We start from the raw sequence: 23,029 nt of genomic DNA, 5'->3' as shown, positions 1-23,029 counted from the left end.
GTCGTCTCCTTGGGGGGGCCGTGGTGGCCCCTGCAAGGTCGATTCCAGGCGACGGCACCGGTGGCATCAAGCGGGGATATGCGTCGGACCATGCACCGCAGCGCACGGCGGCGGGGCGCGCCTGCAGGCGCTGCCCGGAGGCGACAACCTGCAGGCCCGTTAGCGTCCGTACCTCCACGGCCAGTGGTCTACCAGCGCGCTTCCAGGTGCTTGAACGCGCGTGGCAGCAACACGCCATCGGCATCGAATGCGTCCACGCGGCGTCCGTCCACGCGTACCTCGCGCGGCCGCGTGCGGCTGGGCCACCACACCCGCACGGCAGTGCCGGCCCGCAGGCCTTCGCCCAGCGTCATCGCCAGCACGCCATCACGTTGGCGTGCATCCATCTTCAACGTGCCATGCGCTGTCGGCAGGCGCTCCACCGACAGGCCATCACCCACGAGCCAGGACGCCGGCGTGCCCGGCAGCAGGGACAGCGTGTCGTCGTCCTCGCGCATCAGCATGCCGAACAGGGTGCGGCCGTATTCCGCGCCAATCCACGTATGCGGCATGTCGCCCAGGTAGCGCGGGAAGCGCAGCCGCGAGTGCACCACTTCGGCCAGCACCTGCCATTCCAGCGGCCGCCGGTCATGCAGCAGCCCAAGCAGCAATTCGTTCGCTGCTTCGGGTTGGCCGAGGTGCACGTAGCTCAGCACGTTGCGGATTTCGTACGGCGTGTAGGCATACAGCGCGCCCGGCTGCGCGCGCTTGCGCACATCGTCCAGGTATCGCGCGAAAGTGGTGCGCAGCGCGGCATCGGGCAGCACGTCCTGCGCGCCAGTGGGGTCCAGCGCGATCGAAACACCGGTCGGGTCGCCATCGCCCAGGTCGGCCGAAGACGGAATGAAGTCGATGCCTTTCCACGCCATCGTGGCGCGTATCGAGGCCGCCACCGCGTCGTGCAGCAGGCGACCCTGTTCGCGCGCCCAGGCGGCGGTTTCCGGGTCACCCAGTGACTCGGCCAGCCACGCACCGTCGTGCCAGCCCTTGATGCCCCAGTAATCATCCCAGTAGCTGTGGGTCGGCGCGGGGTAGCCTTCATGGCTGATCGACGGGGCCAGGATGCCGGCGAAACGCTCCGGCGAAGGATGCCCGGCCATGTAGCCCGGCACCAGCGTGCGCTCGCGCAGTTCCTGCAGGAAACGCATTGCCGCCTTTACCTTTGGCAGGTAGGCGCGCACCGATTCCGGGCCGCCATCCAGTCGCGCCACGTCAGCAACCAGGCTGATGTACTGGCCCTGGCTGTCGTATTCGATATCCGAGCCGAAGCCGGTGTTGACGCTGCCGTCGTTGTTGAGGATGGGGGAAACCAGGCCGTTGGCGTGCACGCCGTGCGCGCTGTACCAGGCCAGGTAATCGCGTGCCACCGCGGCTTCGCCCATGCGCGGCAGCACCGCCGACGTCGCCATGCCATCGCGGATGAAGGAACGGTTGTAGTTGCGCGGGCCGGGCTGCATCGCCGGGCCGGTCTGGTTGATCAGCATGTAGGCGGCCTGCGCGCGCAGCATGTCCACCAGCGAAGGGTCCGGCAGCCGCAGGCCGACCTGGCCGAGCCGCGCCTGCCAGTCAGTGGACGCGCGTGCGGCCAGTGCATCGAAGTGCGCATCGGCGTCGGCCGCGGCGTCGGCGAGCTCCAGCGGCGGCGCCTGCGGCAGGCTGCCATCGGCGGCCGCTGGCGCGGTGCCCAGCGGGAAGGCGACCACCACGGAGCGGGATGCGCCGGGCTTCAACGCAATGCGGTAGGCGAGGCCGGCCGCGGCAAGGCCGTCGGCATCCTGCGCGTGCTGCGCGCGGGGCAGCTGGCCGCCGGCGATGGCTGCACTGATTTCGCTGCTGCCGTCTGCGCCGAACGGTGCCGCGCCGGCTTCGTCCACCGCGGTGAGGGAGTGCAGCAGGCGGCGGCCATTCACGCTCACTGTCCGTCCTGCCACCGCGATCTCGCGGATGGGTGACAGGCCGCCGTTCTGCCACGGTGGGTTCATCTGCATCGGGCGCACGGCGAGGGTCAGCGTGCCGTTGATCGGGGTGGTACCGGTGTTGTGAAGGCGGTGGCGGACCAGCGTCACCGGCTGCCCGCCGAGTTCAATGGCGAACGCTTCGCTGCGCAGGTCCAGCCCTGGCTGCGGTGTCCACGTGGCAGATGGCATCGGTTTCCAGCCATCGCGCAGCGCGTGCCGCACCGGGTGTCCCGCGGCGCCTGCGGCACGGCCGTCGGCGCTGCGCCAGATCGGTTGCACCAGCGGGGCGCCCTTGAAGGCTTCGATGTTGCCGTACTCGTCGAAGATCGATTTCTGCACCCCGGCGTGCACGCCTACGGCGGTCCAGTAGGTCTGCTGCATCTGCAGCGATGCCGGGGCCAACGCACGCTGCGCGCCACTGGCGGCAACCTGGTAACGCTTCATCGGGGTCATCACCGCGGCAGGGCCCAGCAGGCGGATGCGCTGGACTGATGGCGCGCTGCCCTCCACCTGCACTCGCAGTCCGTGTGCGGTCACGGCGGCATTGCCGGCCAGCCAACTCTGCTGGCGGCTGCCGGCCTGCGGGTCACGCGCCAGCACGGTCCAGTGGCCGTTCGCGTCCTGCACCTCCAACCGCGCAGCGCCGTGCGCGCTGTCCGCCCAGTCCACTACCAGCCCGGTCGTGGCCAATGCGCGGGGCAGGGCGACCTCCAGCACGTGCCGTCCGTCGGCTGCGGCCGGAAGGGCCACCGCGCCGCCTCCCTGCCACAGCGCGGCGGCGGGCCCGGCGCCCAGCCCGGCCGTGCGCGCGCTGCTGCGGGTATCCAGTGGCTCCATTTCAAGGATCGACACCCCCCAGTCCGAGGTGCGTTCGGGACTGGCCACGCGCAGGTAGCGGGCCTGGCGCGGGGCGAAGAACAGCGTCTCGACGCCGCCCAGCGAATCGCCCATGGTGTAGGCCGCTTCCCACTGCTTGCCATCCAGCGAGGTCTGCACGCTGTAGCCCTCGGGATTGGACACGTCCCAGGTAATGCGAACGCCGCCGAGCAGCGCCGGCTGGCCCACATCGACCTGGAACCAGTGGCCGGGGCTGAACGCGCCGCCGGTCACCGTTTTGGGATCATTGTCGATCAGGTGGCTGATGGCCATCGCCGCCACCTGCTGCGAGGAACTGCTGGCCTGCCACTGGCTGCGCGGCGCCAGTTCCTGCGTACTGCCGACACCGGCCCAGGCCAGGGTCGGCAGCAACAGGAGGCGTGCCACGCCCGCCGTCGCCCACTGGATCGTCTTCCCGTCACCGGCATGCAGCACCATCTGTCCACTCCTCGACGCATCGCGGACCCCACATGGGGTGAGCAGACGCTAACAGGGGCTGGAAGCGCTTACATGATGCATTGCAGTATGCCGCCGGCGCCGTCAGAGGCCCGCTCAGGCAGGCAGCCAGCAGGGGCGGATGGTCCGTGGGGTCGGGCGTCGCGACCGGAAAGGTCAGCCGATCGCGCGGCGCGCTGGCTGAACGCGCCAGATCGCGCCAGATATCCGATCGTGCGCACAAGCGGTTTATGGTAGCCCGCATCCCACCGACGTCGCATCCTGCCCGGGATCGGTCGTCGACCGTGCGTTCGACGTCGGGCCATAGCCCGCATCTCTCGACGATCCTGAGTCTTGTGTGTCGTAAATGGCTTGCAGGTCAGCGGGCCCAGCGGGCCGGGAGCGACCAGCGGTGTCGCCAGCAGGCTGTTTCTACGTCCCGCTTCTCCGCTTCTGGGATAGTGCGGATTCAGACCAGTCCTATGGCGGATTCCTCATGAACCAGGTGCCGATCGTCCATGCAACGGAGATATTGGCCCGCGCGTTCGGCGTCGTCGCAGCAAGCGTACGACGACAGTCCAGCGAGAGCGAAGGCGTGATGGCGAGGTTCGACGTCGTTGATGACGCAGGCCGGCGGTGGCAGCTGGAGGCAGCGTCCCTGCGCCGCCAGGCGGGTCGCGCGCGGGTGCCGGGCGCGATCCGCTGGGGTCTTCACTGGGTGTTGAGGGAAGTGCTTTCGGCGCGGCAGCCTCCCGGCGATGCGACGCGGCCGCAGCCAGCGGGCCCGGTGGAGCCTGCGCTCCCTTGCCTACCGCACGCCTGGGCGTGTGCCGACGGCCGCGCACTGGAACGGGTAGGCAGCTGGCTTGCGCAGCCAGCGGGCCTGCCAACCGCGACGGACATCCTGGGACAGGCGTTCGTCGATATGTGGCGGCGCAACCGCCAGCACATCGCGACCATGCACGCGCGTGCCGAAGCGCTGCACGATGCGCTCGGCCGGCATGCTTCGGCATTGGACCAGGCCCCTGCGCGCAGCGCCTCGCCGGGTGTCTGCAACGAGGCCTATCGCCACCAGCGCGTGCTGCGCCACCTGGTGGAAACCCAGCAGTTGCTGTTCGGGCCGCAGGCGGCAGCGCATCCGGTGGCGGTACGCCGCGACGCGCTGCGGCGGCTGGACACCCTGCTGGATGCAGAACGGGCCAGGCGGGTCCAGGGGGATACGTTCTGGCGGGCCGGGGCGGGCTGATTCCGCCGCGCGCGGCGCCGGACTATTCGCCCGGCTTGGCGGCCGCGCTGGCGGCTTCGCTCTTCGCCCGGCGCGCCAGTACCGCCTCGCGGTGCGCGATGTAGGCATTGGACCCCAGGATGACCAGCGCGCCGATGACGGTCCAGCGATCCAGCGCCTCGCCGAACAACAGCCAGGCCATCACGCTGACCAGGGGCAGCTGCATGAAGCTGATCGGGGTCAATGCGGACACTTCGCCCAGACGCAGGGCACGGGTCCACAACAGCTGGCCAAGCGTGCCCAGCACGCCGGTGAGCGCCAGCCACAGCCAGGCGATGCCTGCGGGCCATTGCCAGACGAACAGCGCCGGTATCAGCGACAGCGGTACCCAGAACACATAGGTGTAGAACACCACCGTATCGGCGCTGTCCACGCGGGTGAGCTGCTTGATCTGGATGGCGACCACCGAGCTCAGCACCGCTGCGGCCACCGCCACCAGGCTGCCGACGCTGAAGCTGCCGGTGCCCGGCCGCACGATCACCAGCACGCCGATGAAGCCGATGATCACCGCGGCCCAGCGCCGCACGCGCACCGTCTCGCCCAGCCACAGCACCGCCGCGATGGTGACGAACAACGGCGTGGAGTAGGACAGCGAGACGGCCTGCGCCATCGGCAGGTGGCCGAGCGCCCAGAAAGCGCACAGCATCGACGCCAGGCCGATCGCACTGCGCATGAAATAGCGCGGCAGCTGCTGGGTCCTGAGCGGCGCACGGCCTGGCCGCAGCAGCATCGGCAGCAACGCCACCAGTCCGAACGCATTGCGGAAGAAGGCCACTTCCTGGGTCGGCACGTGGGCGGTGGCGTAGCGGATGGCAAGGGCCATGAAGCCGAATGACAGCGTACTGCCCAGCATCAACCAGGCCGCGCGCATCGGCGGCGCGGCGGTGCTCGACAGGGTGGGGGTCACCACTGCGCGCCGATCAGCCGCGGTTCCGGTTCAATCGCTACCGCGAAGGTTTCCAGCACCGAAGCGGAGATCCTTCGTGCCAGCGCCAGCAGTTCGGCGCCGCTGGCATGGCCGTGGTTGACCAGCACCAGTGCGTGGCTGGGTGCCACCCCGGCATCGCCTTCACGGAAGCCCTTCCAGCCACAGTGTTCGATCATCCAGGCAGCGGATACCTTTCGCTGGTCCTCGCGCTCTGCCGGATACACCGGCAGCTGCGGGAAGGACTGCAGCAGCACCTCGACCTGGTCCACGCCGAGGATCGGATTCTTGAAGAAGCTGCCGGCGTTGCCCAGCACGGCAGGATCAGGCAGCTTGCGGCTGCGGATCGCGATCACCGCGTTGGCCACGTCCACCGCACTGGGCGTATCGACGCCCTGCGCCTGCAGTTCTTCGGCGATGCCGGCGTAGTCCATGCGCAGTTCGTGCAGCAGCGGCAGGCGCAGCTCCACGGCGGTGATCAGGTAGCGGTCCGGCTGCTGCTTGAACACGCTGTCGCGGTAGCCGAAAGCACACTGTTCGGTATCCAGCCGCGCCCATTCGCCGGCGTCGCGGTCCCAGGCTTCGACGGTCTGGATGAACTCACCGACCTGCACGCCATAGGCGCCGATGTTCTGGATCGGCGATGCCCCCACGGTGCCGGGAATCAGCGCCAGGTTTTCCAGCCCGGACAGCCCATGCTGCAGCGACCACAGCACCAGCTTGTGCCAGTTCACCCCGGCAGCGGCGCGCACCACGGTGTAGTCCGCGCGGTGTTCGAGGATGTCGATGCCCTGGTTGGCGAACACCAGCACGGTGCCCTCCACGTCACCGGCCAGCAGCACGTTGCTGCCGCTGCCCAGCACCAGCAAGGGGCCTTCGGCCACGCCCGGCAGGGCCAAGGCATCGGGCAGGGTGGCGGAGTCCTGGATTTCCAGCAGCTGCGCGGCCTGCGCCTGCACGTGGAAGGTGTTGAGCGCCAGCAACGAGGCGTTTTCGGTGAGGGTCCAACCGCTGTTCGCCATCACAGGCCTCCCACCGCACCGCGGCTGGGTGCTTCGCGGCGGCGACGGATCGCCTCCACGCATTCGGACACCAGCGACGGACCACGGAACACCAGGCCGCTGTAAAGCTGCACCAGTGCGGCACCGGCGGCCATCTTGGCCACCGCATCGGCACCGGAGCTGATGCCACCCACGCCGATCAGCGGCATGCTTTCCGGCAGCCGCGCGCGCAGGCGGCGCAGCACCAGGGTGGACTGTTCCAGCAGCGGGGCGCCGGACAGGCCGCCGGCTTCGTGGGCGCGTGCGTCGCCGGCGATGCGGCTGCGATCGATGGTCGTATTGGTGGCGATCACTCCGTCCACCTGCAGTTCGGCCAGCACGCGCGCGGCGGCATCGATATCGCGTTCGTTGAGGTCCGGCGCCACCTTGACCAGCATCGGCACGCGCTTGCCGTGCACGCTGGCCAGTTGTTCCTGGCGCTCGCGCAGGCCGGCGATCAGCTGGCGCAACGCGTTTTCTTCCTGTAGTTCGCGCAGCCCGGCGGTGTTGGGCGATGAGATGTTGACGGTGATGTAGTCCGCCAGCGGGTACACCTTGTCCAGGCAGGCGAGGTAATCGTCCAGTGCCTGCTCGTTGGGGGTGTCCTTGTTCTTGCCGATGTTGATGCCGAGCAGGCCGCGGCGGTCACGCGCGGCTTCCACATTGCGCACCAGTGCATCCACGCCGGCATTGTTGAAGCCCATGCGATTGATGATGGCGCCATGGTCCGGCAGCCGGAACAGCCGTGGCTTGGGATTGCCCGCCTGCGGCCGCGGGGTGATGGTGCCGATCTCCACCGAGCCGAAGCCCAGCGCGAACAGCGCATCGATATGCGCGCCGTTCTTGTCCAGCCCCGCCGCCAGGCCGACCGGGTTGGGGAAGGTCAGGCCGAACGCGGGCGTGGGCAACGGCGCGATGCGCGGCGCCACCAGCGGCGTGGTGCCGAACCGGTAGGCCGTATCCAGCGCGGCCAGGCCTAGGCCGTGGGCGCGTTCGGCATCGAGGGAGAACAGGAAGGGACGGGCAAGCGAGTACATGGGCAGATCAGTCCAGCGTGCCGAGGAAGGCACGGGTTTGGTATTCAAAAGCAACGTTGCCGTCGATGGCATGCTGGTCGAACAGCGTGCGCAGCGCCGCCAGCATGGCGTCATGCTTCGGTTGGCCGGCGGTGGGGGCGTATGAAGAGGACAGCAGGCGGCCCTTCAGGGCATCGAAGTCCAGCATCTGCACGTTGGGGAAATAGCCGATGGCCTGCAGGCCGCCGGCGAACCACTCGCGCATCTGCTCATCGGTCTGGTAACGCTCGGCCACGGCGCTGTAGTCGGTGCCGAATTCCAGCAGCAGCTGCTCGTAGCCACGCAGGAACGGGGAGGCGTCCAGCAGGCGGGAATTCCAGAACACCAGCACGCGCCCGCCCGGGGCCAGGATGCGTTTCCACTCGCGGCGCACGGCGTCCGTATCGAACCAGTGGAAGGCCTGCGCGGCGCTGACCAGGCCGATGCTGGCATCGGCCAGGCCGGTCGCCTCGGCGGTGCCGTCGGCGGCGCGGAAGCGGGGGTACTCCGTGCCCAGCCACTGTTCGGCCGCCGCACGCATGGCCGCATTGGGCTCCACCGCGATCAGTGGATGACCGGCAGCCAGCAGCACCTGGCTGGAAATGCCGGTGCCGGCACCGATGTCGGCCACCAGCGCCTCGCGCGGCACGCCCTGTTCGTCGTGCAGCCACCGCAGCAGGGCGGGCGGGTAACCGGGGCGGAAGCGCACGTAGTCTTCGACGCGGTTGGAGAAGCGCGAAGCGGATTCGGGAGTGCTCATGCCCACCTCATGACGAAACGTGGGCCAGCCAGGCCAGGCCACCGAAGAAGGCGAGGAAGGCACCGACGGCCAGCAGCGCGCCGAGCACCATCAGCCAGCCCAGGATCAGGCCGCCGATGGCCAGCCCATCGCCATCGAGCTCGTGCGGGCGGCGGCGGATCTCCGCGCGTGCCATGTGCCCGGTGATGATCGCCCCGAGGCTGGCGACGAACGGCAGCACGGTCCAACTGCAGATCCCCAGGACCAGGCTGGCGACGGCCAGTCCACTGGTATGACGGTTAGGCACGCTCATGCGGGTCCTCCCTAAAGACCCGGTCATGATAGAGGTTGTGCCTGCATTAGCCCATCAATACCTGTCCACCGTCGACATTGAGCACGTGTCCGGTGATCCATCCTGCCAGTGGCGAGCACAGGAACAGTGCGGCATGGGCGATCTCTTCGGGACGGCCGAAGCGGCCGAACGGAATCTTCGCCAGAGTGCCGTGGTACAGGTCCGGATCGTCCACGCGGCGGCGATCCCACAGGCCGTCTTGGAACTCGATGGAGCCCGGTGCGATCGCATTTGCCCGGATCCGATGTGGCGCCAACGCGAGTGCCTGGCTGGTGGTGTAGTGCGCAAGCGCCGCCTTGGCCGCGGCGTACGGCGCCGCGCTGGGGCGCGGTTGCTGGGCGGCGATCGAGGACAGGTTGAGGATGCAGGCATCGGTGGAGGCGCGCAGCCAGGGCAGCGCCAGCCGCGAGGCGCGCACCGCCGCCATCAGGTCGATCTGCAGGCTGGCGGTCCAGCCGTCTTCGTCGTCGGCCATGCCGTAGCCGGTCGCATTGTTGACCAATACATCGATGCCGCCGAGGGCTTCGGCGGCGTGCTGCAACCACCCCCCGATCTGCTCCAGATGGGAGAGATCGGCGGCGTGGGTGTGCAACGGCGTGCCCTGGTCCACGGCATCGTGCGCCAGTGCGGCAAGCCCCTGTTCGCCGCGCGCGCAGACCGACACCGACGCACCCGCGCCGGCGAAGGCCAGCGCCAGTTCGCGGCCGATGCCCTTGCTGCCACCGGCAATCACTACCCGGCGGCCGGCAAAATCCATCGCCGGCCGGCCGTCGCGCACAGACGCGGTCTCTGCCATCACAGGTCGAACTTGATGCCCTGGGCCAGCGGCAGCGAGTCGGAGTAGTTGATGGTGTTGGTCTGCCGGCGCATGTAGACCTTCCAGGCATCCGAGCCGGATTCACGACCGCCGCCGGTGTCCTTCTCGCCACCGAACGCGCCACCGATTTCCGCACCGGAGGTGCCGATGTTGACGTTGGCGATGCCACAGTCCGAACCGGCCGCCGACAGGAAGCGCTCGGCCACCTTCAGGTTGGTGGTGAAGATCGACGAGGACAGGCCCTGCGGCACGCCATTCTGCATGTCGATGGCCTCGTCCAGCGTGCTGTACTTCATCACGTAGAGGATCGGCGCGAAGGTTTCGTGCTGGACGACCTCGTCGCTGTTGTTCAGTCCGGTCACGATGGCGGGCAGCACGAAGTTGCCGGCGCGGTCGATGCGGGTACCGCCGGTTTCCACGGTGCCACCGCTGGCCTTGGCCTTTTCGATGGAGGCCAGGAACTGCTGCACGGCACCGTCGCTGTTGAGCGGGCCCATCAGGTTGGCCGGGTCGGTCGGGTCGCCGATCTTGCCTTCCACCTGCTTGTACGCCTTGACCAGCGTGGCCAGCACGTCGTCATGGATGGATTCGTGCACGATCAGCCGGCGCGTGGTGGTGCAGCGCTGGCCGGCGGTACCGACCGCGCCGAACACGATGCCCGGGATCGCCAGCTTCAGGTCGGCGGTCTCATCCAGGATGATCGCGTTGTTGCCGCCCAGTTCCAGCAGGCAGCGGCCCAGGCGGTGGGCGACCTTTTCGGCGACCGTGCGGCCGACCTGGGTCGAACCGGTGAAGCTGATCAGCGGCACGCGCTTGTCGGCCACCATCTTTTCCGACAGCGCGGTGCCGGCATCGTTGATCAGGAAGAACAGGTCGGGGAAGCCGGCTTCGCGCAGCGCTTCATTGCAGATGCGCATGGACGCGATCGCGGTCAGCGGAGTCTTGTTGGAGGGCTTCCACAGGCAGATATCGCCGCAGACGGTGGCCAGGAACGCATTCCACGCCCACACCGCCACCGGGAAGTTGAAGGCCGAAATGATGCCGACCAGGCCCAGCGGCTGGTACTGCTCGTACATCCGGTGGCCCGGACGCTCCGAATGCATGGTATAGCCATACAGCATGCGGCTCTGGCCCACCGCGAAGTCGGCGATGTCGATCATCTCCTGCACTTCGCCGTCGCCTTCCGGCTTGCTCTTGCCCATTTCCAGGGCCACCAGCGAACCCAGCGCGTCCTTGTTGGCGCGCAGGGCTTCACCGCACAGGCGCACCGCTTCACCGCGGCGCGGGGCCGGGGTGGTGCGCCACACTTTGAAGGCTTCCTGCGCCCGCGCGATCACGGTTTCGTATTCGTCGTCGGTGGTGGCGCGGACCTGGGCGATGGCTTCACCGGTGGTCGGGTTGACCGGGGTGATCAGCTCGCCGCCGGTGGCGGTGGACCACTCGCCGTTGCCCAGGTAGGTACCGGCGTTGATCGCATCCAGGCCCAAGGCCTTGAGCAGCTTGGCAGACATGCAGACTCCCTCTTTTCGCGTTGTATTGGGGCGGCCGCAGGCCCTGGGGGCAGCGGCGCACTGAGCCGGAGATGGTAGCAGAGGGGCCGGCGCGGGCATGGTGCGCTGCGGTGGGCGCGCTGGCCGGCGGGGCCTTGCCGGTCGTGCTGCGGCGAGCACGCACGGTACCGGCATTTTCTGATGGCGGCGGGTTGCGCGTTGTGGCGCAATACCAACGCGGGAATCGTGGCGTCACCCTGAAACGCTTTGTCCGATGCGGGCTACCCTCTGCGTCAAAATGTTGGCGCTTTTGGCCCGAAATAGGACTGACCTGTGAGCCAGTTCACGTTTTACCAGTACGGGGTGGGGAGCGAGTCTGGTACATTTACGTCATAAATCAATGCGTTTCTTCTATTGTCGTTTTTTTTGTTGCGCTGACAGGGGAGGCCAGCGTAGGAGCGAAGAGGTGCCGGAAGATGCGTAAGCCAGGAGACGTTGAAGTGCTACAGGGATCTGTAGGAGGCCTTCCAGAACCGCAGGCAGCAGGTCGCGGTCGTCGTGCTGAAGCGCGCGCCGCGTTGGAGTTGGGGCTTCGGCTCGCTGACCTGCTGGTCATACCCGGAGCTGCGATCGTCAGTCATCTGGTCCGCAATGGCGCCGTGTCGCCCTCCCAGCCGCAGCGCGTGGTGTTCGGCGCGTTGCTGCTCAGCACCATCATCTGTTTCGGCATAGCCCCGCTTTATCGCAACTGGCGGGCGCGCGGTCTGCTGGCAGATCTGTGGATAGTACTGCTGGCCTGGACATCCTCCTTCGGGCTGTTCTCCATGTATGCCGTTCTGGTGGACATGGCCGACGTCGTGCCCACGTTCTGGCTGGTCGCGTGGTACGCGCTGGGCCTGCTGGGCATGACGGCTTCCCGCATCTGCCTTCGTGTGCAGCTGCACCGACTTCGCTCCCGGGGCCTGGACCGCCAGCGCGTGCTGCTGGTCGGCTTGCGTGCGCCCGCGCTGAAACTGCACCGTCTGCTGCGCGGCAAACCGGAAATGGGCGACGAAGTGATCGGCTATTTCTCAAGCCCTGGCGATATCGCCACCCGGCGCGGGGGGGATGCTCCGCGCTGCCTGGGCAGCATCGACGAGCTGCCGCGGTACATGGACCTGCATCGCGGCGAGTTCGACCAGGTATGGGTGTCGCTGCAGATGGGCAGCGGGCCGCAGATCAAGGACATGCTGAAGAAGATCGAGCGCTTTCCAGTGCCGGTCCGCATCATTCCGGACATCAGTGGCTACGGCGCGCTGAATCCCGGCGTGCACCTGGTCGGCAACGTGCCGATGATCGGCGTGCGGCAGGGCTTGCCGGACCAGCATTTCAGGTTGGTCAAGCGGATCGAGGACCTGCTGGTGGCCGGCATCGCGGTGGTGTTGCTGGCCCCGGTGTTCGCCGTGCTGGCGGTCGGGGTGAAGCTGAGTTCGCCGGGCCCGGTCCTGTTCCGCCAGCGCCGGCATGGCCTGGGTGGAAAGGAGTTCTGGATGCTGAAGTTCCGCTCCATGCGCGTACATGCCGAGACCCCGGACACCATCACCCAGGCGACCCGCCACGATCCGCGCATCACCCGCTTTGGTTCGTTCCTGCGCCGCAGCAGCCTGGATGAACTTCCGCAGTTCTTCAACGTGCTCGGCGGCAGCATGTCGGTGGTCGGGCCGCGCCCGCATGCGATCCAGCACAACAACCACTATGAAAAGCTGATCGGGCGTTACATGCACCGTCATTACGTCAAGCCGGGCATTACCGGCTGGGCCCAGGTGCATGGCCTGCGCGGCGAAACGCCGGAGCTGCGCTCGATGAAGAAGCGCGTGCAGTACGATATCGACTACATCCGTCGATGGAGTCCGACGCTGGACGTGCGCATCATCGCGTTGACGGCATTCAAGGTGCTGGGGCAGAAGTCGGCTTACTAGGCCGCTTGCTGATGCATCCCGGCCGGCCGCTGCGCTACCCTGTGCGCTGATGGCGACAGGAACCGGTTGTGTTCAAGAATATTCTTTTCGTGTGCGTGGGAAACATCTGCCGCAGCCCCTCCGCGGAGGTCATGCTGCGCGGCCTGGTGGCCGGCAAGGGCATCGAGGTGTCTTCCGCAGGGCTGGGGGCGCTGGTCGACCATGGCGTCGACCCTACCGCACAGGCATTGCTGCTCGAGCATGGGCTGGATGGCAGCAGCCATCGTGGACGGCAGATCAGTGGCAGCATCCTCGGGCAGGCTGACCTGGTGTTGACGATGGAGCGCAAGCACGTCCGCCGCATCACCGAGATCGCACCGGAAGCCTCGGGAAAGACCTTCCTGCTGGGCAAGTGGCAGCAGGACCGTGAGATCCCCGATCCGTATCGCCAGCAGCGCGCCGCCTTCGAGCACGTGTACAAGCTGATGGCCGAAGGCGTGCAGAGCTGGGTCAAGTACCTGTAGCGCGCGTGGCGGACGGTGGTGCCGCCAAGGCAGTGCCGACCCTGGTCGGCACCTCGCCGGTCAGTCGGTGATCGACTTCAGGTTGTCATAGAAGAATCGCTCGTCGCGCTCGCCGGTCACGTTGTACAGCGAATACTTGCGTGACAGCATCGCGCCACCGTCGCGGATCAGCGGATTCCAGTTGATCGCCGCACGCGCGCGGGTGGAGCGGGGCAGGATGTTGTCGAACGGGATGCTGAAGTAGAGCCCCTTGTCGAAGCTGCCCTCGCCGAAGTCGGCGGCCGACACATCGGTCTTGGTCGCGTACGCGCCCATGGTCACGCCGTTGTCGAACACGCGCGCGATGTTCACCGTGGCGCCGTAGTCGCCGGCCAGGTAGCGCCCGACCGACATCGAGCCGACGATGCGTTCGCGCGCGTCGAATGCGTAGTACAGCGTGGCATGGCCGGTGGTCATCCGGTAATCGCGCAGGCCCCAGTGCTGGTCGTAGTCGCGCTGCTGCACGCGGTTGATGTTCACCCCGACAGCCCACGGCTGGTCCATCGGACGGTACAGCAGCTCACCGCCGACGCCGGCGTACATCCATTCCAGGTAACCGGCGTAAGCCATTCCGTAAACGTCGCGACCGAAGCGGTGGGCGACATTGAGCTGCAGGTTGGGCAGGGTCACGTCGTTGTCGACCATGTAGCGACGCAGGTCGGTACGCACGCGCGGCAGCCGGCTGGGCGCGTTGTACTTGAACTTGTCGTAGTTGTTCAACAGGTCGGCACTGACCGTGCCGGTGAGCCACATGTCGGGCCGGAAGAAGAAACTGCCCGAGTAGTTGGCCGCGACCTGGTACAGGATGAAGCCGTCCGGGCCGCCGAGATTCTGCCGGTAACCCAGGCTGAAACCGCCGCCGTACGGGCGGTGCGGGACGCGGTAAAGCACCTCGCGGTCCACTTCGGCAGGTGCCTGCAGATCGGTGCTGCGCCGCAGGACATCGTCGTCGACCGTGCCGTCCAGGTTGCCCAGCAGCGCGTCGCGCTTGACCGACATGTCCACGATCGGCATGCCCAGTCGGGTGGTGCGCAGGGTGTACCAGTCGTAATCCTCGCCCGTCGTACTGGACAGGATCCGGCCTGCCCGGCCGAGGCCCTTGGCCGGACTGAAGTAACGCACCTGGTAGCCGTCGACGAACAGTTCGTTGCCGCGGCGGGAAATCTGGTCGACGCGGAAGCCCGCGTTGTCGCGGAGCTGTGATGAAATGGTCGCCCAGTCCGGCTCCACCCGGCTGGCAGTGCCGGTTTCAGGCCTGTCGGCGGCCGACGCGAGGCCCGGGGCCTTCGCGGCCTCGGCGCGCTGCACGGCGGCTGCAGCCGGGTTGATCGGCGGTGGATCAAACGGCTTGGGCGCCGCGGATGCGCCGCCGGGATTGCCGCGCAGCGTGAGCGAGAACATCGCCGCGTCGCCGCGCTCCCAGGCCGCGGTCAATTCGACGTTGGGGTTGGGAACGTAAACGAGGCCGACATTGACCGGTGTCCGCTGCGTGAGGTTGTTCCCACGGGGCTCGCGCTTGTAGTCGTTGCCGTCGTATTCCACCTTGACCAGCAGGGCGTCCCAGGGCGTCTGGTAGGTCAGCCCGCCGAAGATGCCGACCGGTCCACGGAACATGTTGCTGACGCCGAACTTGCCGGCCTGGGCAATGGCGCTGGTGGCGATCGGGCGACGGTCCTTGAAGCGGTCATCGATGACCCCCAGCGGGTTGGAGAAGTCGCCGCGGTTGCCCAGGTAGCCGGTCGCCAGGCCCAGCGAGGCGTCGACGGGGCCGAAGTTCTTGCTGGCCACCAGGTATTCACTGGAGAAGAAGCCGGTGCCGCCGATGTCGCGCACGCCGAACGATACGTCCGGCATCCAGCGCGATTCCTGCCACAGGCGCAGCTTGAAATCGATCGACTTGTCCTTGTAGTTCTGGTCCCCGGCAATGCTCGGACCGTAACGGATATTGGACACGTTGATATAGCGGAACGTTCCTTCGAGCCAGCTGAACGGCTGCAACGTGACGTTGTAGCGGCTGTAGGGGGAGTTGTGCGACGCGGTGAAGGCAATGTCGCCCGCGGTGTTCATGCGCGCAGTGGGGGTCTGCAGCAAGCCGCTGCCACCCCATTCGCTCGCGGTCACCGGTGGTGCCTGCTGCGCGTGGAGCGCGGTGGACAGGCACATCGCCAGCAGGCTCACGGCGAGGGTGGCGGGCCGACGGGCGGGCAGGGGTTTCGCGGGAACGGTCATCAAGGATCGACAGGTTGCGTTGCGATGAACGAAGCAAAGTCTTCGTTGAAGGAGGTGTCGATGTGCTTCATCGCCGATTCGCGTACCGGCACGTAGATCGTGCCGCCGGCGGCCACGGGCTGCGGATCGGCACGGTTCCACGCCGCAATGCCCAAGGCCTGCACCAGCCCGTCCGGCTGCACGACGTACAGGGTGTCCGGATCTGCGGCAACGGAAACAGGGCAGTGCGCCAGATAGGCCTTTGCATCCTGCAGCGGCTGGTGGGGCAGCGTGCAGGGTTGGGTAACGGCGCCGACGACGTGCACGGTGTGCGGGCGCAGCGGGATGATGATGCTGTCCCCCTGCCTGGCGATGGGATTGTTGGGCGGCTGGGCCTGCATCAGGCGGCGATCGAGCACCAGTCGCACACGACCGGTGGCCGGGTGAGCTTCCAGCCAGTCGTGCAGCCGTTCGCCTGCTGCCCGTACATCGAGGTTTTCATGCTGGGGCAACTGTCCCAGCGTATGCAGCAGGCCGGCGCGCAGGCGCAGCTGGTCCTGCCGTTCGTGTTCGCGCTGCAGGCTGCTGCCGAGCAGGTAGGCCGCTGCACTGGGGCGCACTGCGTTGAGCACGTCGGAGATGCGTCCGCCCGCCTGTACCTGGACGGCGCCGGGCACCTCGACCGCGCCCTGCACGCTGACTTCGGACACACCCGGGACCGGTGCCGCAGCCCACAGGGAGAAGGAGCAGGCCAGGAGGACAAGCGTCGCCGCACTGCGAAACATCATCATTCAGTCCTGCGCCGTGCGGTAGGGTTTGAGCTGGGTGAGTTCCACCGCATAGCCGGGTGCCAGGTGCTGGCGGCTCTTCCAGATGAAGCCGGTCGTTGCATCCGCCCAGTACAGGTTGGTTGCACCGATGCCTCCGCCTTGCAGGTGCTCTTCGAAGCGCACCAGCTGCATCTGCCTGCCGAGGATTTCCACCTTGTCCATGCCGTGGCGGGTGAGCGTACCGGTGACCGGCACCGACACCGCATAGGCCGGGGTCGCGTCGTATTGGCGCTGCACCTGCACCGGTGTGGTGACCGCCGCGAGGTCGTGGAACGGCGAATCCCCGACGATGCGGTTGCTTATCCGCCTTCCGTTCCCCGACGTCCCTGTAACCAGGCCATCGCGGTCCAGCTGGAACACCGCTTCGTTGCCTGCGTACCAGACCTGCTGCCCATCATCGACATAGCCGAGCACCATCACCGCGCTCATGTCAGGAGCACGCAGCTGGATCAGCGGATAGCGGCTCGCAGCGACCTGGGCGGGCGCGGGTTCGACCTGGCGGTTGAGCAGCAGCCGGAAGGAATCGCTGGTGGAGCGGCTGGCCGATGTACAGGCCGCCAGCCCCAGAACCAGCATGGATCCGGCCGCAAGCAGCCCGACCCTATGCCACTCCGTGGAAGAAGTGGCAGCAGGGACCTCGTCGTGCGCCATGTCAGTTGTTTCCGATTTCGCTTTCCGTACGTGCTGCGTTGTACAGAATGCTGGTGAACGGCAGCAGCTGGTTGACGAAGCGGTTCCAGCGCGTCACGCCTGCGGCACCGACGAAGACGACATCTCCGGGCTGCAGCATGAACTGGCTGGCCACGGCAAAGGCGGTCGGCGAGCGTGCTTCGAGCTGGTACACCATCGACGGTTCGGCGATCAGGTCCTTCGCGCCCCGGATCACGTAGACCGAATTGCCGCTGGCGGTGGCCTGCGTGATGCCACGGGCACGTCCCAGGGCCTGGTTCAACGATACATCGCCGGTACGGAAGCTGTAAGCGCCGGGCAGGTTGACTTCGCCAACGACGAAGATTTCCTTGCGGTCCAGATACGGTACGAAGATCGAGTCGCCGTCCTTCAGGTACAGCTGGCGCCCGCCGTATTGGTTGGCGAGGGTCTCCAGGTTGATCGTATAGGTTACCCCGGCACGGCTGAGGCGCACGCCGGAAAGGTCGGCTTGGCTGGCATTCAGACCGCCCTGGCTGATCGCGTCGGACAGTGTCAACGGAGACGTGCCCAGCGACAGCGGCGTCGAGCGCTCGGCTGCACCGGTGATCCATACCCGCTGGCTGCCGTAGGTCAGCACGGAAACGTCGACCTGCGGGGATTCGATGTACTTGGCGAGCCGTTGGGTGATCTCCTCACGCAGCTGGACCGGCGTCCTGCCCTGTGCGGTGATCTTGCCGATGTAGGGGTAGAACATCGAACCGTCACTCTGCACCAGCCGGCCCGCCAGGTTGCCCTGCTGCTGCGAGCCGGCAGGCACGGTCAATTCCGGATGGTCCCACACCGTCACATACAGTACGTCGCCGATGCCGACCTGGTACTCCTGCGGCTGGTAGTCGAAAAGCTCTGCGGGCAGCACCTGCCCGGCCTGCGTTGCCCGGTCCATTGCGATCAGCTTCGGGGTGATCGTGGCCATTTCGAGGCGACCATCGTCGCTCTGCGTGGAGCGCGAGACATCGCCCTGCCGCAGGTGCTGGCCCGGCGCCAGCAGGCAGCCGGAAAGGGTGGCAGACGCGACAAGGGCGACAGCAAGGCAGGAGAGCTTGGTTTTCATGGATCTATGTGGTTTCCGGCAGGCAAAAAAAACCCTCGCCAAGCATTGCCCGGCGAGGGCTGGGATTCAAGCGGGCTGCTGATCAGCCGCCCGTGCCACCGGTGCCGCCGGTGCCACCGGTACCGCCGGTGCCACCCGTACCGCCAGTGCCGCCGGTGCCACCACCGCCGTCACCACCACCGCCGCCACCGCCACCGCCTGCGTCGTTCTCACCACTGGAGCTGTCGCCGCCAATGCTGTAGAGAACCGCTGCGGTCGCAACAGCCGCCACAGCGGTGCTGGCGATGGCAACGGTCGAATAACCGGTTGCTTCGGCGCCTGCGACTTCCGCGCTGGTGGTGGTCGAGGACTGCTGAACCTGTGCATCCTGAGCCAGGACGGGGGAAGACAGGCCAACGAGGGCCAGTACTGCAAAGATCTTCTTCATAAAACGGGGTCTCCTACTCCGTCTGGGGGGATTTGAACACCCCTATGGTCAGGGCATGCGCGAGGGCTGTCAAGGCAATCACGACATGAAAGGCCTATGGCGCCAGCATTTTACGTTGCAATGTGACGGATTTCTCATGCAGCGCACTTCGCGCGTAGGCCTTCTTCGCCCCTGACAGCGCGGTGGCCAGACGCACCACGGCCTCATGCGTCGTTGCCTGGGGAAAGGCAGCCGGCATGAACGCGCCCGCGAAGAGTGCCGCTGCAAGCCACCCGGGCGATGCGCGGGCGGTCGGGTCCAGGCGCCGCAGGGTCCAGGCGGCAGCCAGCGAGCCGAGCAGCCATCCACTCGTCACTTCCGACCAGGAATGCGCGTTGAGCGGAAGGCGCGAGTAGGCGATTGCAGCTGCCAACAGCAGGCCGCCCACGCTGGCCCAGCACGCGCCGCGCCTTGGCAGGCAAACGGCCAGCAGCACGGGCCAGATCGCGGCAGACATGGCCGCATGGCCGCTGATGCCGGTGAAATCCAGGCGCGCCGAACCGATGCCCCAGCCGAGGAAGGCCAGTTTGGAGGCCAGCACCATGGCGCCGGTGACGCACAGCATGAGCACCCACCGCAGATGCCAACGGCTGCGCCGACGCCAGCCCATGACGATCAGGACCAGCGCTGACGGTACGAGCAGGCGGCTGTCACCCAGGATTGAAAGGAGGTGCCACGTGGACGGCATGCAGGGGAGGGACCGGGTGGGGTGGGACAGGATACGGCGCAGGTGCGCCGCCCGGCTGACCATAGGCCTTACGTGGTAGTCCTGCGTGCGTTCAGGCTGTATCCTTCACACCCTCGATCTGGCCCCGTAGCTCAGCTGGATAGAGCGTCCCCCTCCTAAGGGGAAGGTCGCCCGTTCGAATCGGGCCGGGGTCACCAGAATCAATGGGGAGTGGACAACTCTCCCACCCATTCGCCGCGTCGACGGCGACCAGGTCCTTTGACGCGGGCACGCCCGCAGGCGGGCTGGATCAGCCGCCCAGGGGCCTGAACACCCGTACCGGCGAGGCAGGGCTGCGCTTCAGCGCGGCACCCTCGCGCGTCGGTCGCGGGCACAATCCGCCGCCGCAGTTCGGGCAGCGTCCACCAAGCCGCCCCTTCGCGCATGCCGTGCAGAACGTGCATTCGAACGAGCAGATCCACGCGCCGGTCGACACTGCCGGCAGATCGATATCGCAGAATTCGCAGCCTGGACGCATCTGCAGCATCGGGTGCACCCGGAACCAAGTCAGGACGCCAGCGTAGCGTCGAGCCGACCGCCGTTCCAGCGCCATCCACCGCCAACGAACGCTTTACACGGCGTGACGCCTCACTGGATACAGTGCGCGATCACTCAGGGGGTTGGCATGCAGCACGGACGTATCAGGCAAGGGATCGGCTGCGGCGCCACGCTTGCGGCGCTGCTGCTGCTGGCGTCTCCCCGCGTAATCGCGCAGGAGGTCACGGCAGCCGAATCCGTGGTCGACATGGCCGCGGTCCAGGTCACCGGCGAGCAGCCCGGCCCGGGCTTGTGGAAGGTGAGCAACGCGCAGGGCCATGTGCTGTGGCTGCTGGGCACGGTGGCACCGTTGCCGGCCGGGGTGACGTGGCGTTCGGACCAGGTGCAGCAGGTCATTGCCGCCTCCGACCACGTGCTGGGTCCGCCCGGCTGGACGCCGGACGTCAAGATCGGCCTGCTGCGTGGTCTCACCCTGTTGCCGCTGGCGATGAAGACCGCCAGGGATCCACAGGGGCGCACGCTGCAGCAGATCGTAGCGCCGGACGCCTACGCGCGATGGCTGGGGTTGAAGGCCACGTATCTCGGTCGCGATGGCGGGGTCGAGAAAAAACGTCCGATGATCGCTTCCGGCGAGCTGTACATGGCGTTTCTCAAACGCCAGGGCCTGCGCGACAGCGGGCAGGTTGCCGAGGCCCTGGAACGCGCCTACAAGGCCAACAGGCTGGAGCCGGAAGACGCGCGGGTGAAGCTGCCGATAGACGACGCGCGAGCCGCCCTGAAGGAACTGCAGGGCACCGAGGTGGACGACCGGGCCTGCTTCGAGCGCACGCTGGATACCGTGGAATTCCAGGCGGCGGTGCTCCGCGAGCGAGCCAACGCCTGGGCAGCGGGGGACATCGGCGCGCTGCGCCGGCTGGCGGTCATGTCCATGGCGCGCACCTGCAGGGACGTGGTGCAGGATTCGGCCTTCGCGCGCAGCCGCGGCTGGAATGACCTGCCGCAACGGGCGCGTGCGCAGTGGGTCGGGCTGGCCGACAAGGCGCTGGCACAGCACGCAAGCACGTTCTCCACGGTGCCGGTCAGCCTGCTGATGGGGCCGGACGACTATCTGGGCGCGCTGCGCGCACGGGGCTACGCGATCGAACCGCCACCGGAATGAACCGCCGGCACTGACGCCTGCGGCGCTCCGCGCAACGGCATGCGCAGGGTGAAGGTGGTGCCGATGGCGTCGCTGGACTGCACCGTCAGCGCGCCGCCATGCGAAACGGCGATCTGCGAGGCGATGTACAGCCCCAGGCCCAGCCCGGAATCCAGCCGCTGGTCGCCGGTGCGGTGGAAGGGCTCGAACAGGGTCTTCATCGATGCCTCGGCGATCACGCCCTGGTTGTGCACGTCCAGCACCAGCGTCGTGTCGTCGGCGTGGCCGCGCAGTGCGATCGGACTGCCCTTGCGGCCGTGGATGGCGGCGTTGATCAGCAGATTGCTGACCAGCTGGCACAGACGGTCGGCATCGCAGCTCACGACTTCCGGAAGGGTCAGTTCGACGATCAACGGGCAACCGGGGTAGGGGGCCATCGCCTGCTCGGCGGCATTGGCCAGCAAGGCAGACAGGTCGCGCCAGGGCCGCACGCGCAGCGCGATGCCCGAACCCAGCCGGCCGCGCGCGAAATCCAGCGTCACATCGATCAGTTCCGCCATCCGGTCCGCGCTGTCGTCCAGGTGCCGCAGCAGGCTCTGCTGCGCCTCGCTGGTGGCCGACAGAGACAACAGGTCGGAGGTGACCCGGATCGCCTGCAGCGGATTGCGCAGGTCATGGGCGAGTACGGCGATGAACTCCTCGCGCTCCTTGCCTTCCTGGCGCAGCGCGCTGTTCAGCACTTCGGACGCCCGCAGGCGGCTCTCCGGAGACGAGGGGCGATCCTGCTTCGCTTCCTCGTCGGGTTCATCCGTTTCACGCACCTGCGGCGCACCGATCTGCTCGGCCACCACCGCCGCCAGTGCTTGCATGGCATGCAGGATTTCGTCGGTGACCGGGCGCGGATCGGGATCCAGCGTGCACAGCGTGCCGAACACCCGGCCGTCGGCCAGCACCACCGGCACCGAAACGTAGCTGCGGAAGCCGTGCATCGCCGGGATGGGACTGTCGCAGCGCTCCGGGTCCTGGCGGTAATCCGCGAACCAGATCGCTTCCCGCGTTGCGGTGACATCGCGGCAGAAGGTATTGACCAGATCCAGCTGGAGCCCGGGGGAAATACCCAGCCCGGCACGGTCCAGCACGTGGATGGCATGCCATTGTCGTTCACCGACCTCACCGATCAGCGCGACACGCATGCCGCTCACGGCGCAGGCAAGTTCGAGGCAGGAGTGGAACGAGGGCAGGGGACCTTCCTTGGCGTGTATGTCACGCAGGGGCGGGGCACGTCGTGTCAGGAACGGCGGGCCGAGCACTTCAGCCGCGGTAGGTCGATTGTGACACCGCCACGCCATCACCGGATCGGCCGCGCCAGCCGGATGCTTAATTATTCAGACTTCGGCTCGGCGTTGGTGAGCGTGGTGGGTCCCGTGCAACGGGCCGTCAGGCGCGACGCCGGGCCCCGGCAAGCTCGATTGCCCACGACATTTTCAGATAAGTCTCATTGGGTTGGCGAATCGGTCCGGCTAGCGTGGATCGGGCAGCGTCCTGCTGCCGATGCCATCAAGGTCGTCCTTGGCGCAATGCCTTGGCGATGTCCTGCGGACTACGGAACACATGAATTTCTTGATTGTTGGAACTTGCCCGACTCGTCGCCAATCAAGGCCGAAGACGCCGATATGAGTGAATTCCGCTATGCCTATGGGAAGTTGCGCCGGTGGCACGTCGGCACGCTGGCCGCGATCTGCCCTGCCATTCGCTACGCCCTGACCGGGGACACGGGAAGCGTCCGCTCGCACGGGGGGTGGATGAAATCGCGGCTGCGTAGCGCGAGCCAGCGAGAGGCGGACTGAGTCGCACGCAACCAGCCCCCGCACAAACCCAGCCCGATCCGA

General features: G+C 67.2%; 21 protein-coding genes and 1 tRNA gene. 6 read left to right on the top strand and 16 right to left on the bottom strand.

The features are described from left to right. Nucleotides 1-188: 188 nt before the first annotated feature. A complete protein-coding gene (locus tag ABE522_RS03640; protein WP_346590528.1) occupies nt 189-3,311 on the bottom strand; it encodes a discoidin domain-containing protein in 3,123 nt (1,040 codons plus the stop codon). A gap of 493 nt (nt 3,312-3,804) precedes the next feature. On the opposite strand from ABE522_RS03640, the gene ABE522_RS03635 reads away from it, so the two are divergent. Continuing rightward, nucleotides 3,805-4,554, top strand: a complete 750-nt coding sequence (locus ABE522_RS03635; protein ID WP_346590527.1) for a hypothetical protein — start codon at nt 3,805-3,807, stop codon at nt 4,552-4,554. Nucleotides 4,555-4,576: 22 nt separating this feature from the next. Here the strand turns inward: ABE522_RS03635 and ABE522_RS03630 are convergent, their stop codons facing one another. Genes ABE522_RS03630 through amaB form a run of 7 tightly spaced genes read right to left on the bottom strand, consistent with a single transcriptional unit; the run spans nt 4,577 to nt 11,032 of the window. Continuing rightward, entirely contained in the window at nt 4,577-5,464 is an 888-nt protein-coding gene (locus tag ABE522_RS03630) for a DMT family transporter (protein ID WP_346590555.1), read from the bottom strand. 32 nt (nt 5,465-5,496) lie between these two features. Further along, nucleotides 5,497-6,540 (bottom strand): UDP-N-acetylmuramate dehydrogenase, encoded by a 1,044-nt coding sequence (gene murB / locus ABE522_RS03625; protein WP_346590526.1) that lies wholly within the window; start codon nt 6,538-6,540, stop codon nt 5,497-5,499. Beyond that, nucleotides 6,540-7,595, bottom strand: coding sequence for a quinone-dependent dihydroorotate dehydrogenase (locus ABE522_RS03620; protein WP_346590525.1), 1,056 nt, complete (start codon nt 7,593-7,595; stop codon nt 6,540-6,542). Before ABE522_RS03620 ends, murB begins: the two co-directional genes overlap by 1 nt. A 7-nt stretch (nt 7,596-7,602) precedes the next feature. Beyond that, nucleotides 7,603-8,373 carry a class I SAM-dependent methyltransferase gene (locus ABE522_RS03615; protein ID WP_346590524.1) on the bottom strand — a complete coding sequence of 257 codons (771 nt, stop codon included), beginning with the start codon at nt 8,371-8,373 and terminating at the stop codon, nt 7,603-7,605. A gap of 7 nt (nt 8,374-8,380) precedes the next feature. Then, nucleotides 8,381-8,665: a DUF4190 domain-containing protein gene (locus ABE522_RS03610; RefSeq protein WP_346590523.1), complete on the bottom strand. Its 285-nt coding sequence runs from the start codon at nt 8,663-8,665 to the stop codon at nt 8,381-8,383. Between the two features lie 46 nt (nt 8,666-8,711). Next, nucleotides 8,712-9,500, bottom strand: a complete 789-nt coding sequence (locus ABE522_RS03605) for an SDR family NAD(P)-dependent oxidoreductase (RefSeq protein WP_346590522.1) — start codon at nt 9,498-9,500, stop codon at nt 8,712-8,714. After that, nucleotides 9,500-11,032: an L-piperidine-6-carboxylate dehydrogenase gene (gene amaB, locus ABE522_RS03600; protein ID WP_346590521.1), complete on the bottom strand. Its 1,533-nt coding sequence runs from the start codon at nt 11,030-11,032 to the stop codon at nt 9,500-9,502. The genes ABE522_RS03605 and amaB overlap by 1 nt, the downstream gene beginning before the upstream one ends. A 455-nt stretch (nt 11,033-11,487) precedes the next feature. On the opposite strand from amaB, the gene ABE522_RS03595 reads away from it, so the two are divergent. Together ABE522_RS03595 and ABE522_RS03590 are read left to right on the top strand one after the other, a co-directional pair. Next, nucleotides 11,488-12,969, top strand: coding sequence for an undecaprenyl-phosphate glucose phosphotransferase (locus ABE522_RS03595; protein ID WP_406846296.1), 1,482 nt, complete (start codon nt 11,488-11,490; stop codon nt 12,967-12,969). Between the two features lie 68 nt (nt 12,970-13,037). After that, entirely contained in the window at nt 13,038-13,472 is a 435-nt protein-coding gene (locus ABE522_RS03590; RefSeq protein WP_192083728.1) for an arsenate reductase/protein-tyrosine-phosphatase family protein, read from the top strand. Between the two features lie 60 nt (nt 13,473-13,532). On the opposite strand, the gene ABE522_RS03585 is transcribed toward ABE522_RS03590, so the two are convergent. From ABE522_RS03585 to ABE522_RS03560, 6 genes are all read right to left on the bottom strand, one after another. Next, nucleotides 13,533-15,740, bottom strand: a complete 2,208-nt coding sequence (locus ABE522_RS03585; RefSeq protein ID WP_346590520.1) for a YjbH domain-containing protein — start codon at nt 15,738-15,740, stop codon at nt 13,533-13,535. After that, nucleotides 15,740-16,507 carry a capsule biosynthesis GfcC family protein gene (locus ABE522_RS03580; protein ID WP_346590519.1) on the bottom strand — a complete coding sequence of 256 codons (768 nt, stop codon included), beginning with the start codon at nt 16,505-16,507 and terminating at the stop codon, nt 15,740-15,742. Before ABE522_RS03580 ends, ABE522_RS03585 begins: the two co-directional genes overlap by 1 nt. A 3-nt stretch (nt 16,508-16,510) precedes the next feature. After that, nucleotides 16,511-17,125 (bottom strand): YjbF family lipoprotein, encoded by a 615-nt coding sequence (locus ABE522_RS03575; RefSeq protein ID WP_346590518.1) that lies wholly within the window; start codon nt 17,123-17,125, stop codon nt 16,511-16,513. A 76-nt stretch (nt 17,126-17,201) separates the two neighbouring features. Next, nucleotides 17,202-18,311 (bottom strand): polysaccharide biosynthesis/export family protein, encoded by a 1,110-nt coding sequence (locus ABE522_RS03570; RefSeq protein ID WP_320504537.1) that lies wholly within the window; start codon nt 18,309-18,311, stop codon nt 17,202-17,204. Nucleotides 18,312-18,393: 82 nt separating this feature from the next. Beyond that, a complete protein-coding gene (locus ABE522_RS03565) occupies nt 18,394-18,738 on the bottom strand; it encodes a hypothetical protein (protein ID WP_346590517.1) in 345 nt (114 codons plus the stop codon). 94 nt (nt 18,739-18,832) lie between these two features. Then, the gene (locus ABE522_RS03560) at nt 18,833-19,465 is read right to left on the bottom strand and encodes a phosphatase PAP2 family protein (RefSeq protein WP_346590516.1); all 633 of its coding nucleotides are present in this window, start codon (nt 19,463-19,465) and stop codon (nt 18,833-18,835) included. A gap of 120 nt (nt 19,466-19,585) precedes the next feature. On the opposite strand from ABE522_RS03560, the gene ABE522_RS03555 reads away from it, so the two are divergent. Then, nucleotides 19,586-19,662, top strand: a tRNA-Arg gene (locus ABE522_RS03555). 92 nt (nt 19,663-19,754) lie between these two features. Here the strand turns inward: ABE522_RS03555 and ABE522_RS03550 are convergent. Further along, on the bottom strand, nt 19,755-19,991 hold the full coding sequence (locus ABE522_RS03550; RefSeq protein ID WP_346590515.1) for a DUF1272 domain-containing protein: 237 nt from the start codon (nt 19,989-19,991) through the stop codon (nt 19,755-19,757). Nucleotides 19,992-20,129: 138 nt separating this feature from the next. Between ABE522_RS03550 and ABE522_RS03545 the strand changes: the two genes are divergently transcribed. Next, nucleotides 20,130-21,161: a TraB/GumN family protein gene (locus ABE522_RS03545; protein WP_346590514.1), complete on the top strand. Its 1,032-nt coding sequence runs from the start codon at nt 20,130-20,132 to the stop codon at nt 21,159-21,161. Here the strand turns inward: ABE522_RS03545 and ABE522_RS03540 are convergent. After that, nucleotides 21,134-22,333, bottom strand: coding sequence for a GAF domain-containing sensor histidine kinase (locus tag ABE522_RS03540; protein ID WP_346590513.1), 1,200 nt, complete (start codon nt 22,331-22,333; stop codon nt 21,134-21,136). The genes ABE522_RS03545 and ABE522_RS03540 overlap by 28 nt on opposite strands. Between ABE522_RS03540 and ABE522_RS03535 the strand changes: the two genes are divergently transcribed. After that, nucleotides 22,295-22,987, top strand: coding sequence for a hypothetical protein (locus tag ABE522_RS03535; RefSeq protein ID WP_346590512.1), 693 nt, complete (start codon nt 22,295-22,297; stop codon nt 22,985-22,987). The genes ABE522_RS03540 and ABE522_RS03535 overlap by 39 nt on opposite strands. The last annotated feature ends 42 nt before the right edge of the window (nt 22,988-23,029 follow it).

Origin of the sequence: Stenotrophomonas lacuserhaii (genome assembly GCF_039674585.1) — a bacterium.
GTDB lineage: Bacteria > Pseudomonadota > Gammaproteobacteria > Xanthomonadales > Xanthomonadaceae > Stenotrophomonas > Stenotrophomonas pennii_A.
This window is presented reverse-complemented; position numbering and strand designations above follow the sequence as displayed.

What these genes read in the sequence shown, in the direction of transcription:
- ABE522_RS03640 (WP_346590528.1), bottom strand. Translation starts at nt 3,311, where the DNA reads ATGGTGCTGCATGCCGGTGACGGGAAGACGATCCAGTGGGCGACGGCG.
- ABE522_RS03635 (WP_346590527.1), top strand. Translation starts at nt 3,805, where the DNA reads ATGAACCAGGTGCCGATCGTCCATGCAACGGAGATATTGGCCCGCGCG.
- ABE522_RS03630 (WP_346590555.1), bottom strand. Translation starts at nt 5,464, where the DNA reads ATGCGCGCGGCCTGGTTGATGCTGGGCAGTACGCTGTCATTCGGCTTC.
- murB (WP_346590526.1), bottom strand. Translation starts at nt 6,540, where the DNA reads ATGGCGAACAGCGGTTGGACCCTCACCGAAAACGCCTCGTTGCTGGCG.
- ABE522_RS03620 (WP_346590525.1), bottom strand. Translation starts at nt 7,595, where the DNA reads ATGTACTCGCTTGCCCGTCCCTTCCTGTTCTCCCTCGATGCCGAACGC.
- ABE522_RS03615 (WP_346590524.1), bottom strand. Translation starts at nt 8,373, where the DNA reads ATGAGCACTCCCGAATCCGCTTCGCGCTTCTCCAACCGCGTCGAAGAC.
- ABE522_RS03610 (WP_346590523.1), bottom strand. Translation starts at nt 8,665, where the DNA reads ATGAGCGTGCCTAACCGTCATACCAGTGGACTGGCCGTCGCCAGCCTG.
- ABE522_RS03605 (WP_346590522.1), bottom strand. Translation starts at nt 9,500, where the DNA reads ATGGCAGAGACCGCGTCTGTGCGCGACGGCCGGCCGGCGATGGATTTT.
- amaB (WP_346590521.1), bottom strand. Translation starts at nt 11,032, where the DNA reads ATGTCTGCCAAGCTGCTCAAGGCCTTGGGCCTGGATGCGATCAACGCC.
- ABE522_RS03595 (WP_406846296.1), top strand. Translation starts at nt 11,488, where the DNA reads ATGCGTAAGCCAGGAGACGTTGAAGTGCTACAGGGATCTGTAGGAGGC.
- ABE522_RS03585 (WP_346590520.1), bottom strand. Translation starts at nt 15,740, where the DNA reads ATGACCGTTCCCGCGAAACCCCTGCCCGCCCGTCGGCCCGCCACCCTC.
- ABE522_RS03580 (WP_346590519.1), bottom strand. Translation starts at nt 16,507, where the DNA reads ATGATGTTTCGCAGTGCGGCGACGCTTGTCCTCCTGGCCTGCTCCTTC.
- ABE522_RS03575 (WP_346590518.1), bottom strand. Translation starts at nt 17,125, where the DNA reads ATGCTGGTTCTGGGGCTGGCGGCCTGTACATCGGCCAGCCGCTCCACC.
- ABE522_RS03570 (WP_320504537.1), bottom strand. Translation starts at nt 18,311, where the DNA reads ATGAAAACCAAGCTCTCCTGCCTTGCTGTCGCCCTTGTCGCGTCTGCC.
- ABE522_RS03565 (WP_346590517.1), bottom strand. Translation starts at nt 18,738, where the DNA reads ATGAAGAAGATCTTTGCAGTACTGGCCCTCGTTGGCCTGTCTTCCCCC.
- ABE522_RS03560 (WP_346590516.1), bottom strand. Translation starts at nt 19,465, where the DNA reads ATGCCGTCCACGTGGCACCTCCTTTCAATCCTGGGTGACAGCCGCCTG.
- ABE522_RS03550 (WP_346590515.1), bottom strand. Translation starts at nt 19,991, where the DNA reads ATGCTGCAGATGCGTCCAGGCTGCGAATTCTGCGATATCGATCTGCCG.
- ABE522_RS03545 (WP_346590514.1), top strand. Translation starts at nt 20,130, where the DNA reads ATGCAGCACGGACGTATCAGGCAAGGGATCGGCTGCGGCGCCACGCTT.
- ABE522_RS03540 (WP_346590513.1), bottom strand. Translation starts at nt 22,333, where the DNA reads ATGCGTGTCGCGCTGATCGGTGAGGTCGGTGAACGACAATGGCATGCC.